This is a genomic window from Paenibacillus sp. 05T425, from assembly GCF_056396205.1.
This window is the reverse complement of record NZ_JBFTLA010000006.1, coordinates 18,913-30,706: the sequence shown is the minus strand read 5'-3', so window position 1 is coordinate 30,706 and position 11,794 is coordinate 18,913. Positions and strand designations below refer to the sequence as shown.

At 51.8% G+C, this 11,794-nt stretch carries 12 protein-coding genes; 2 read left to right on the top strand and 10 right to left on the bottom strand.

Annotated features, from left to right (window positions below):
* Positions 1-12: 12 nt before the first annotated feature.
* A complete protein-coding gene (locus tag AC1DF0_RS14015) occupies positions 13-705 on the top strand; it encodes a DnaD domain protein (RefSeq protein ID WP_442051817.1) in 693 nt (230 codons plus the stop codon).
* 63 nt (positions 706-768) lie between these two features.
* Here AC1DF0_RS14015 and AC1DF0_RS14010 read toward each other — a convergent pair whose 3' ends face one another.
* The 9 genes from AC1DF0_RS14010 to AC1DF0_RS13970 all read right to left on the bottom strand — a co-directional run bounded on the left by AC1DF0_RS14010 (position 769) and on the right by AC1DF0_RS13970 (position 9,939).
* A complete protein-coding gene (locus AC1DF0_RS14010; RefSeq protein ID WP_477574419.1) occupies positions 769-1,782 on the bottom strand; it encodes a MerR family transcriptional regulator in 1,014 nt (337 codons plus the stop codon).
* 127 nt (positions 1,783-1,909) lie between these two features.
* Complete coding sequence (gene mtnB / locus AC1DF0_RS14005; protein WP_477574418.1) at positions 1,910-2,557, bottom strand: methylthioribulose 1-phosphate dehydratase; 648 nt, start codon at positions 2,555-2,557, stop codon at positions 1,910-1,912.
* Positions 2,547-3,227, bottom strand: coding sequence for a 2-hydroxy-3-keto-5-methylthiopentenyl-1-phosphate phosphatase (locus tag AC1DF0_RS14000; protein ID WP_477574417.1), 681 nt, complete (start codon positions 3,225-3,227; stop codon positions 2,547-2,549). Before AC1DF0_RS14000 ends, mtnB begins: the two co-directional genes overlap by 11 nt.
* A complete protein-coding gene (locus AC1DF0_RS13995; RefSeq protein WP_477574416.1) occupies positions 3,227-4,456 on the bottom strand; it encodes a 2,3-diketo-5-methylthiopentyl-1-phosphate enolase in 1,230 nt (409 codons plus the stop codon). Before AC1DF0_RS13995 ends, AC1DF0_RS14000 begins: the two co-directional genes overlap by 1 nt.
* Positions 4,453-5,322, bottom strand: a complete 870-nt coding sequence (gene proC / locus AC1DF0_RS13990) for a pyrroline-5-carboxylate reductase (RefSeq protein ID WP_477574415.1) — start codon at positions 5,320-5,322, stop codon at positions 4,453-4,455. The genes AC1DF0_RS13995 and proC overlap by 4 nt, the downstream gene beginning before the upstream one ends.
* 34 nt (positions 5,323-5,356) lie before the next feature.
* Entirely contained in the window at positions 5,357-6,613 is a 1,257-nt protein-coding gene (locus tag AC1DF0_RS13985) for a glutamate-5-semialdehyde dehydrogenase (RefSeq protein ID WP_477574414.1), read from the bottom strand.
* Between the two features lie 31 nt (positions 6,614-6,644).
* Positions 6,645-7,748 (bottom strand): glutamate 5-kinase, encoded by a 1,104-nt coding sequence (gene proB / locus AC1DF0_RS13980; protein ID WP_477574413.1) that lies wholly within the window; start codon positions 7,746-7,748, stop codon positions 6,645-6,647.
* 393 nt (positions 7,749-8,141) lie between these two features.
* A complete protein-coding gene (locus AC1DF0_RS13975) occupies positions 8,142-9,332 on the bottom strand; it encodes an aminotransferase class I/II-fold pyridoxal phosphate-dependent enzyme (RefSeq protein ID WP_477574412.1) in 1,191 nt (396 codons plus the stop codon).
* Positions 9,333-9,459: 127 nt separating this feature from the next.
* Positions 9,460-9,939, bottom strand: a complete 480-nt coding sequence (locus AC1DF0_RS13970) for a hypothetical protein (RefSeq protein WP_477574411.1) — start codon at positions 9,937-9,939, stop codon at positions 9,460-9,462.
* Positions 9,940-10,061: 122 nt separating this feature from the next.
* Between AC1DF0_RS13970 and AC1DF0_RS13965 the strand changes: the two genes are divergently transcribed.
* On the top strand, positions 10,062-10,862 hold the full coding sequence (locus AC1DF0_RS13965) for a carbon-nitrogen family hydrolase (RefSeq protein WP_477574410.1): 801 nt from the start codon (positions 10,062-10,064) through the stop codon (positions 10,860-10,862).
* Here the strand turns inward: AC1DF0_RS13965 and AC1DF0_RS13960 are convergent, their stop codons facing one another.
* Entirely contained in the window at positions 10,863-11,756 is an 894-nt protein-coding gene (locus AC1DF0_RS13960; RefSeq protein WP_337103417.1) for a LysR family transcriptional regulator, read from the bottom strand.
* Between the last annotated feature and the right edge of the window lie 38 nt (positions 11,757-11,794).

Here is an 11,794-nt window from a genome sequence, read left to right as displayed (position 1 = left end):
GGCCGGCAGACGATGAGCAACGAAATATGGAAAGCCTATTCACATGGCATGGCTGCCGCGCTGCAAGAAGGCGGCGTTTATTTGTCAGCCATGCTGCTCCGCAGTTATAGGGATCTGGAATTATCCGACTCAGAGGCGATGCTGCTGCTGCAGCTTATTGCTTTCGCAGAGGTAGAGCACAACGATTTTCCGACGCCGGAGGAGCTTGCGAATCGTATGGGCACGGGCTCAAGAGCGATCGGACAAATGCTGAACAGGCTCATCAAGGATCAATTTTTGACGATAGACGAATATATCGATAGCGTTACCGGTATGCAATCGGAGCGATACAATTGGAGCGGCTGGCTGATGAAGGCGGCTGATTGGACTGCCGAGCACAAACGGGAGACGAAGAAGGCGGAGCGCCAGCTCATGAAAGCAACAGCAGAACCGGTTACAAGCGCCGGCGAAATGTTCCATGTGTTCGAGCAGGAATTCGGCCGTCTGCTGTCGCCATTCGAGTGCGAGACGATTAGCGTCTGGCTTGATCAAGACCGATATACAGAGGAACTCATTCTTCTCGCATTAAAGGAAGCTGTGTTCGCAGGCAAACTAAGTCTCAAATATATCGACCGGATTTTGTTCGAATGGGGACGCAACCGGGTTACGAACGTAGACGAAGCGCGAGCGCATTCCCAGAAGTTCCGCGGCGGCGGTCGAAACTAGAAGTTCATAATCGGAGCCGGATTGTGGATAACGCTTGAGTATGATTTCATAGGACCGTCAGGATTAACTTTCCTGACGGTTTTTGTTCATTCGAAGGGCATAAAGAAGGTAAACAGACGAGTGGAGCTCTTCGGCAACAACGGAGTAGCCGCGTGCAGTGAGCCAGTGTTGCAGAGGAAGAGGCTGAACTGGCGTATCGGTTACTTCTTCGGAAGTCGCGGTTTGCATAATATCGGTAATTATGATTCGACCGCCTGGGAGCAGCACGCGATTCATCTCTTCTAGCGCGAGTAATTGCTGAGACGAGCTGAGATGGCGGAATGCGAAGCTGCAGCCGATAAATGAAAAGTTGGATTCGGCAAGCGGCAATGCGAGCATATTGCCTTGCTTAATCGAGGCATGCGGTATCCGAGCATGAAGCAGGTCGATCATTGCCGCAGATTGTTCCACGACGGTGAGACTTGCTCCTGCGCTAGCCAGCATGACTGATAGATTTCCTGATCCGCCGCCAAGCTCAAGGCCTCTATCGCCCTCCTTAGGGTCAATCCATTCAAGGGTGTGAATTAATGCGTGCTCATATTGTTCTGCCGTAATAAGGCCTTCAAGCGCAGCTAGCGGTGCTTCTATGCCATATTGGACGGCCATCTCATTATAGTTCCACTGATCAGACCATGATTCGCGGATCATCCGATTTTGTTTCATACGCAAAGCCGCTGCTTCGGCATCGGCAAGCTGTGTTTCGCCCAGCTGCTGCCATGATCGGATCGTCTGGTCTAACGCTTGAAGCGATTGCGTTGCCGCGACCCAATCTTCGTAGAGCAGAGCTCTTGCCTGGTCAACTATACGAATGAACTCTACTGGCCGATCGATGGCTTGAAGTGCTTCTTTGATGACGGAAAGGGGCATTCCAAGCTCTCTCAGTGAGACGACCCAGCGAAGCTTCGTCATATCGATATCCGAATAAGCACGGTAACCGCTGTTTGGTTCTTTGTATGGATGAACAAGTCCTTTCTCTTCATAAAATCGCAACGTTCGCGGAGTCACGCCTAAGCTTCGTGCTGCTTCATGTACTTTCACCTGTTTTCCTCCTGTCCTGCTTGATACCATGATGGACCTTGACGCTGCGTCAAAGTCAAGTCAATCCCTATAGATACGAAGAAACCAGTCGACCTATAGCAGGCTGACTGGTTCTTTTGATTACGGATTAGCGTTTGTTCAGGAGCTCCCACCGATAGACGTATTCGAAAAGAAATTCGAATGCTTCTATGTGGCGTTTCGCCTCGAACGCGTTAGCGCCCCAAGCATAGATGCCATGCTTGCGAAGCAGAATACCAGGAATTCGGCTATCAAGCCGATCCGTTACTTCAGGAATAATCGATGGTATGTTAGCGAAGTTCGATACGATCGGTATATCAATATGGGCTTCTTCCTCCCATATATTAAGACCTTTAATCAGCTCGACGCCATCTACAGGCACAGCCTTGCGATCCCAGAAATATTCAGAAACGATGCTATTGAATACGGAATGAATGTGAAAAATAGCTCCAGCGCCCGTAAGACGGTAAATCTCGCAATGGATTAACGTTTCGGCCGACGGCTTAAGACGGGTTGCCTCGCAAGGCTTGCCGTCTTGGTCGACGAACAAATAATCCTCGGGCGTGTGAACGGTCTTGTCCTTGCCGCTTGCCGTAATGGCAAACTGGAATTGCTCAGGGCTGTAATCGCCGACGCGTACAGACAAATTACCGCTTGTGCCCGGGAACCACCCGCGTGAGGAGAAAAGCTCTTTTACATCGCGCAGATCAGCGAACGCCTTCTGCTTATCTTCAAATGCAATTTGATCAAAGCTCATGCTGGATGTGACTCCTCTCGGACTTCATGCTATTTATAATGTCATGGAATGTCTCGTATTCGGTATGTGCGATTCCAAGCTCTCTGCACTTCGTTGTCAGATAGGAGCGGGAGTAGACGGTGTCAGCGAGCTTCGCGCCTTCAAAATCGGTTACGCTATCGCCAATAATGATTCTCTCATATTCATCAGCGGGAAAACGGCGCATAATCGTCGTCTTGCACATGCCGCAGTTATTGCTGCATTCATGATCGCAAGGATTCGGCCACGTAATCTCGATTTGGTCACCCGAGAAGTCGCTTCCATTGCAATAGATATGATCCTCCGGTATGCCGAACTGCGACAAAATCGGATAGATGAAGAAATCGATGCCGCCGCTTGTTACGTAGAATTCGATCTGCTCTTCCTTGCAGTACGCTAGGAACTCAGCGAAACCCTCGCGTATAGCAGCATTCGTGATGCCGAACTCAACGACATCTCGCTCTAGCGAAGCAGGAAGGAGGCGGAACATTTGACCGACGCCATCCATAATGGACAGCTCCTGTGCGAGCGTCTTCTCCGCAATCTCCTTCCAGCCCGGCGGATTGAAGTGATTGATGATGGCAACGATGTTGTCGTTTACCGTAATGGTTCCGTCAAAATCACAAAATACGATGCGTTTCTTAGCTGTCATTATTCCTTAATCCCCCAAGCGTCAATTGCCGCCTTCAGCGGCTCGTTGCCTTTCTGCAGCGCAGCTTCGCGAAGCGGAACGCCGTTCAACGTTGCCGTAATCGCCATACGGAATGCTTGTCCTCCGGCTGCCGTACCCATCGGATGACCGTGAATGCCTCCTCCGGCGTTCACGACGACATCGGTGCCGAAGTCCTTCAAGATGAGCGGCACAAGTCCAGGATGAATGCCTGCCGATGGAACCGGGAAGCTTGTCCGCATTTGATGCAGCGGCTGCAGCAGTGCTTCCTTTACGGCCATATTCTCTTCCTTCGGCATGACGACGGAACCGTACGGGGAAGGGAAGAGCGCAAGATCGGCGCCGGCAAGTCTCATCAGCTTGCCAAGGAGCAAGGAAGCGCTAATGCCGTAATGAGGCGATGGATACATAGCGCCGGCCAGAGCCGGATGCGATGCGATCGGAACATTAATCGCACTATCACTGCTTAGCTCATGCAGCGCGTCATAGCCATACGACAGCACATTGAACAGCAGGGCATTCGCTCCAGCCGCAATTGCTTTGCGAGCATTAGCAGCAAGCTGCGAGGTTGGACCTGTCAGATTGACCGCGTAGAGCAGCTTCTGACCCGTTTCCTGCTCGGCTTTGCGCGCGGCTTCCATGCATACTTCGACGCGTTTCTCCAGCGGAGTAAGCGGATTTTCGAACAATATTTCATCGTCCTTAATGAGATCGACGCCGCCAAGCGCTTGTTTGTAGAATTGATCCTGCAGGTTAGCGAGATCATGGCCGACAACGGACTTGAAAATACTCATAAGCAGCGGACGGTCGTGAACGCCAAGCAGATCACGAACGCCGTTCAAGCCGAACTTCGGACCAGGGAACACGGATGAGAAGTCGTCCGACACGTCGAGATCAAGCAGCTTGATGCGGCCGTCCATGGACAGCTTGCCGAATACGGTGACGAGCAGGGCAGGGATGTCGCGGCTGAAGTTAATATCGGGATATGCGATACGAATATCGGCATATCGCTCGCCGGGTGCGGCATTAGCCGGTTCATGCACATCGATCGACAACACTTTGCCGAGATGCTTCTCCATCTCTGCTTTCTTCGCTTCGGGAAGCTCCGTCCAACTGCCAACCGTTAAACCTACCGCGATCGAGAGCGCCTTTTTGTTAAAATCAGCTTTGTCGTCATAGGTACGATACGTCGCTATACAAACTCCGCTCATTCGTTAATGCTCCTCTCGATAGCAGCGCCTAACTCGCCTGCACGCTCAGCGGAGCGGTGCATGCCTTTAATGATCGTTTCCGTGAGCTGGAATTCTGCCATTTTCTCAATGGCAGCTTGTGTCGTTCCGTTCGGAGACGTTACTTTACGCCGAAGCTCGGCTGGCTCTTCGCCAGTCTCGCGAACCATTTGCGCCGCGCMGAGTACCGTTTGCACGACAAGCTCCTTCGCTGCGCCGGCGTCAAGACCAAGCTCGCCAGCCGCCTTCATCATCGCTTCCATGAAGTAGTACACATATGCCGGGCCGCTGCCGGATACGCCGGTAATAGCGGATTGAAGCGGTTCTTCAACCGTCGCCGTAATGCCTACCGACTTGAAGATCGCCTCTGTCAGTTGTCGTTGCTGCTCCGTAACATGCTCCGAATAGCTGATTCCGGTAGCGCCAAGTCCAATCGTACTGGACGTATTCGGCATCGCGCGAACAATCGGTACAGGCGCGCCGAGCAGTTGTTCAATCGATGCGATCGATAGTCCGGCAATGACCGAAATAATAAGCTGATTCGTCGATACGAGCGACTTCATTCCTTTAATAGCTTCCGCGGCATCCTTCGGCTTCATGGCAAGGAAGATAATATCCGCTTGCTGGATATAAGCATCGTTGCTTGCCCCTTGAAGGATCGTTTGAACGCCGTATTGGGAATGAAGCTCCGTCAGTCTCTCTTGATTTTGACGATTAAGCATTGAGATTTGTCCTGAGGCAAGTAGTTCTTCATTAATGATTCCCCGTGCGATTGCTTCGGCCATGGAGCCGGCTCCATAGAAGCAGAGCTGCAGCGATGCAATGCCGGTTTGCGTTAATTGCGTCATGAGATTCTCCTCCAAGCTAAATAGTTGATTATGATTAACCGCGAATTTGTCCGTTGCCGTATATGCGGTATTTGGTCGATGTTAATGCAGGCAGTCCCATTGGACCGCGTGCGTGAAGCTTCTGCGTGCTAATGCCGATCTCCGCTCCAAAGCCGAATTCGAAGCCGTCCGTGAAGCGAGTGGAGGCGTTATGATAAACGGCTGCCGCATCTATTTCTTGAATAAAACGTTCAGCATTATCCGCGTTCTCCGTAACGATACATTCCGAATGCTTCGTTCCGAATTTACGAATATGCTCGAGCGCTTCATCCAGATTAGCGACAATGCGGACATTCATAATGTAATCATTATATTCCGTTGCGTAATCCTCATCCGTAGCAGGCTTAACTTGAACGCCGCTCAAAAGCTCGGCGACACGGCTGCTGCCTCGAAGCTCAACGTTCGCTTCAACGAAAATTTCAGCAAGCTGCGCGAGATGGCGCTCGGCGAATGCTTCGTGTACGAGCAGCGTCTCCATGGAGTTGCAGACCGAAGGACGTTGAACCTTCGCGTTGAATGCAATGTCAGCCGCCATTTGATAGATTGCGCTATCGTCAACAAACGTATGACAAATACCTGCGCCCGTCTCGATGACCGGCACTGTCGCGTTCTCGACGACATTCCGGATAAGTGAAGCGCCGCCGCGCGGAATAACGACGTCTAAGAGACCGTTAAGCTTCAGCATTTCATTGACGGAAGCGCGGTCAGAGTCTTCGATGAGCTGGATGGCATCTGCCGGCAGAGCCGTCTCGGCAAGCGCGCTGCGCAGCACCTCCACAATTTTGCGGTTCGATTCGATAGCCGCAGAGCCGCCTCTTAGGACGACACTATTGCCAGTCTTGAGGCATAAGCCGGTTGCATCAACGGTTACGTTAGGACGCGCTTCATAAATCATGCCGATCACGCCAAGCGGAACACGTCGCTTCTCGACGCGCAGGCCGTTAGGACGATCGAATTGCTCAAGCAATTCACCTACAGGATCAGGAAGTGCAACAATTTGACGAAGCCCTTCCGCAATCGCTTCAACACGGGCCTCATTCAATGCTAGTCGGTCGAGTAGGGATGGGCTGGTGCCTTGATCCCGTCCCCGCTGCAGATCAAGTCCATTCGCCGCAATGATGGCCTCGCTCTCAGCGATTAACCGATCGGCCATACGCGCTAGCGCTTCATTCTTCTGCTCGGTTGTTAGATTATTCATTGTGCTCGCGGCTGTCTGCGCAAGCGTAGCTTTCTGTCTCACTTCACTTAACATTTCAATGTGCCTCCTTTATGAATCGTTATGGTTATAACGTAATCCATTCATCTCGATGTATGACTTCGATTCTTCCGACGTCAACCCGGCGCTTCACTTCCTCGGTCGACAACCCGACGACCGCTTGGATTTGCCAAGCCTCATAATTAATGACGCCGCGTCCGATCGTCTCGCCTTGAGGCGTGACAACCTCTACGACGTCTCCAGAATGAAACTCGCCTTCAATTGCCGTTATCCCGGCAGGGAGAAGGCTCTTGCCGCCCTTGATCAGCGCGGTAACGGCGCCGTCATCAACCGTGATCCGGCCTTGGGGCATCGAATGAAAGCCAAGCCATTGCTTCTTCATTGGAAGACTATGCAGCTTCGTATCAAAGTACGTGCCTCGTCCATTGCCGCCTACGGCTAACGCAAGATCGCCTTCCTGCTGCACCTTGCCGATGAAGGCAGGAACGCCGCCGCGCATGGCAATGCGGGCTGCTTCAATCTTGGAGCGCATGCCGCCTGTGCCAACCGACGAGCCTGCTCCGCCGGCAAGCTTCATAATATCCTCGGATATTTGCTCGACGCGCTCAATCTTGACCGCTTGCGGGTTTTTGCGAGGATCCTCGGTATACAAGCCGTCCATGTCCGTAATGATAATCAGCTTGGAGGCTTTCGCCATAGCTGCCACAAGAGCAGAAAGATTGTCATTATCGCCGAACTTGGGCACCAGCTCATCTGTAGCTACCGTATCGTTTTCATTGATGATTGGAATAATTCGCTTATGCAGCAATTCTTCAAGCGTCATCAGCGCGTTCTGAATGCGCCTGCGATTGGAGAAATCGGCGCGTGTAAGCAAGATTTGAGCAGCGACCATACCGTACTTGCTGAAAGCTTCTTGATAAGCCTGCATAAGCAGTGCTTGGCCGACGGCCGCAGCCGCCTGCTTCTCATGAACGGCCTTCGGCCTTGATGCGTATCCGATCTGACGGAATCCGGCCGCAACAGCTCCCGATGTAACGAGCATAACGCTGTGACCGCTCGCATGCAGAGCGGCAAGCTCCGAGGCAAAATAATGGATCCGCTCGTTGTTCAAGCCGCCTTCCTCGGACGTGAGAGAGCTGCTGCCGATCTTAACAACAATTCGTTCGGACATAATAAAATCACTTCCCCGATTATGATTCATGACTCAACAAGCGTAAACGGATGTCGTCCTATATTTGAACAAAAACAAAAAAGACCTCCGTCCATAAAGGACGAAAGTCTAAACTTCCGCGGTACCACCTTTGTTGACGGCCGTCTTCGTCGGCACATCCAGCTTAAGCCTTGTAACAGTAGGCGCTGTCCGGCAAACGCCGGCCGCTCGGAGGTAGGTTCGGCAAGGGGTCGAGGTAAATTCTTACAGCCCGGCGGAATTTACTCTCTGTTCACGACCTGATCTCGCTTACTGGTCCCGTCATCACGTTTCGTGTTCAATTGAACTTAGCATATCATGTTTCGCGGCGCGCTGTAAAGCAAGGCAAACGGCATGCCAGGCAATTAGCGGAGCTTAGAACAGACCTAACTTGCCTATGCGGAAGACAGCCTCTTGAAGCCGTTCTTCGCTTGTCAGCAATCCGAGGCGCACGAAGCCCTCGCCATGTTCGCCGAATCCGATGCCCGGCGCGACGACAACGTCTGCTTCTTGGAGGACAAGATCGGCGAAGGACTGCGACGTATGTCCTTCAGGCACAGGGAGCCAGCAGAAGAACGAGCCGCCGGGACGAGCGGCCTTCCAGCCGATCTGCTCAAGCGCAGAGAACAGCGCTTCACGGCGGCTCTCATATCTAGCTGTAAGTTCGACTACGCAGTCTTGAGGACCGGTAAGCGCAAGCGCAGCTGCCTCTTGGATGCCGCCGAACAGGCTGCAATAATAATGATCCTGAATCAAGTTGATTAGCGATACGATCTGCGCATTCCCGATTGCAAAACCTACGCGCCAGCCTGCCATATTATACGTCTTGGACAACGTATAAAACTCTACGCCGACTTCCTTAGCGCCAGGCGTCTGCAAGAAACTGATCGGCTTCTTGCCGTCGAATCCGATTGCCCCGTACGCGAAGTCGCTTGCGACGACGATTCCTTGCTCTTCGGCGAACTTCACCGTCTCCGAGTAGAACTCGCTGCTTGCTACTGCGCCTGTCGGGTTGTTCGGGTAGTTCATGAACATCAGCTTCGCACGACTCGCGATATCCGGTGTTATCGCGGTGTAATCCGGCAAGTAATCGTTATTCGCCGTTAGCGGCATAAACGACATTTCGGCGCCGGCGAGCGCTACGCCAGACCAATAATCCGGATAACCGGGGTCCGGTACAAGGCATACATCGCCAGGATTAAGCAGACATTGACTAATTTCAACTAGTCCGGTCTTGCCGCCGAATAGAATTGCAACCTCAGTGGCTGGATCAACATCGACGTCGTAATCCTCCTTATATCGCTTGGCGACAGCTTCCTTAAGAAAGACGTAGCCGCTGAAAGGAGGATATTTATGATAAAGAGGGTTCGCGGCTGACTCTTGCAGCTTCGCTACGATATGGGAAGGGGTCGGCTGGTCCGGATTGCCTTGTCCCAAGTTGATTACATCATGGCCTTTGGCGGCTTGCGCGTTCGCCTTGCCAACCAGCTTGGCGAAAAATTGCGTCGGAAGCACTTTCATACGTTCCGCAGGCTCAATGCGTTGTTGCCCGATATTTGTTTCCATTCGATTCACTCCACCTGATTAATACTTCATATATTTTAATAATGTAGCATGAATGGATCATGAAGAGAAGCAAAAAACAGGCCGAAGCGGTCGCTTCGAGCCTGTTCGATTAGATGCGATATAAACCTTACGGGAGAGCCGGGATTCCTACTTTTTGAATAAATGGCTTAATGTCGGCTTTGACTAAAAATAAGAACGGCTTGCGGTTCTCGTCAAATGCGAGCAGAAGCGGCGGCTTGTCTTTGCAATAAAATAAGAAAAGATCGGCTGTCGATACCGAAATCTCCTTAACCTTAATCGTAACGGGTTTCGTTAGCGGTACTCGGTATACATAGCCGCAGCTCTCATCAGCCGACAGTTGGGGAGCAAGGTCGGTAATGGAGCCAACCCAATCAGCAGCCATCTTCTGAAAGCTGGCATCGTTAGCTATCGTCTTGACGACTTTGCCGGCAGCGACATCAAATACTTGCACGGGCTTTTGTTCAATCTCAGACAACGTTTCGTTATTACTCTGAGCAGGGTCAAATACATACGCGGATGCGGATTGGCCTGCCATCATCATTGCGAAACATGCGATTAGCATGATCGTTGCTCGTTTGAGCCACATGGGCAATTCTCCTTTGTTGACTGCATAGTAGTTAGGACTGTATCCATAACGTTCCCATCTTGACACTGAACCATGAGAGGGTATCATTAGGGAAAATAATGATGTAACTGGAGGAAGCGGATATGACAACAGGGCTGCGGCTTGCTTTGCTGCAAATGAATATAGAAGCGGGAAATCCGGAGGCAAACTTTGGCAGGTTGAAGGAAATGCTGGAGGAGGCTGTTTCTGGGGCAAAGAAACCTGATGTAATCGTGTTCCCGGAAATGTGGAATACCGGTTACGCGCTTACTGAAATCGAAAGTCTTGCTGACAAAAACGGGGAGCGCACGAAAGCAATGCTCTCAAGCTTCGCCAAAGAGCATCAGGTTCATATTGTTGGCGGTTCGATCGCAGAGGCGAAATCGGACGGCGTCTACAACACTACGTACGCTTTCGATCGTGAAGGCAGCGCAGCAGGGGATTATTCCAAAATTCATCTGTTCCGTCTTATGGATGAAGAGAAGTATTTGCAGGCAGGAGACAAGCCGGGATCGCTCACCATCGAGGGCGAGCAAGCCGGCATGATGATCTGTTATGACATCAGGTTCCCTGAGCTTGCGCGCAAGCTGGCGCTGCAAGGCGCGAAGCTGCTGTTCGTGCCAGCGGAATGGCCGCATCCGCGCCTGCATCATTGGCGCACGCTGCTGACCGCGCGCGCAATCGAGAATCAAATGTTCGTCATTGCCTGCAATCGGATGGGCAAGAGCGGAGGTACGAGTTTCTTCGGTCATTCGATGGTGCTTGATCCATGGGGCGAGACGATCGCCGAAGCTGGCGAGGAAGAAACGATTCTGTATGCCGACATCGACTTATCGTTAGTCGATACGGTAAGAAACAAAATCCCCGTATTCGAGGATCGCAGACCTGCGCTTTACAACGAATAATTAACGGTAATTGGTTAATGTCTTATTTAAGGTTCGAATAAAGGCTTCAGCAGCCTTGGACAAATAACGGCCTTTGCGGCTCGCTATAACAAGGGTGCGAGTCGGCTTCGTCGTGAATGAGAGGTAGGCGGGAGCGAATTCCGAGCCTTTGGGCCGTGTAAGCATCTGCGGAACGAAGGCTATGCCCATGCCGCCTGCTACGAGCGACTGGATGGTCTCCATATTGCTGCTCTCGAATACGATGCGAGGCGTGAAGCCGGATTGTTCGCATAGCTCTACCGTTATTTGACGGAAGCCCTGTCCGCGCTTGAGGACAATGAACGGCTCTTCCTGCAATTCACTAATGTCGATGGGCTCCTGTCGGTTCGCAAGCTGATGATGGGGGGGGACGGCTAGACATATTTCTTCCTCTAAAAAAGGCTCCCAGGACAGCGACGCATCKATCAGCGGCAGCGAAAGCAGACTTAAGTCGGTACCGCCGCTTGCGGTCAATTGTTCAAGCTTTGACGTCGTATCCTCGACGAGCACAACCTCGATCTGCGGATATTGAGCGCCGAAGACAGGAAGGACGAGCGGAAGTATATGAGAGCCGGTTATCGGCAGCGTACCTACGACGAGGCGGCCGCGGCGCATCTGAGCCATGTCGTCCATCTCTTGCTTCAATTGCTCGACGGCATCAAGTATCGATTGCGATTTATTAACGAACACTTGTCCTGCTTGCGTGAGCTCAACGGAGTTCGTCGTACGGCGAAACAATAATACGCCGATTTCTTGCTCCAGCTTGGATAGCTGTTGGCTGAGAGAAGGCTGCGCGATATGCAGCTTCTCGGCCGCTCTCGAGAAGTTTTTTTCAATAGCAATTTGAATGACATATTGCAATTGTCTAAGCTCCATGGTCATTTCCTACTTTCGATTGTAAAAGTTGTAAACAT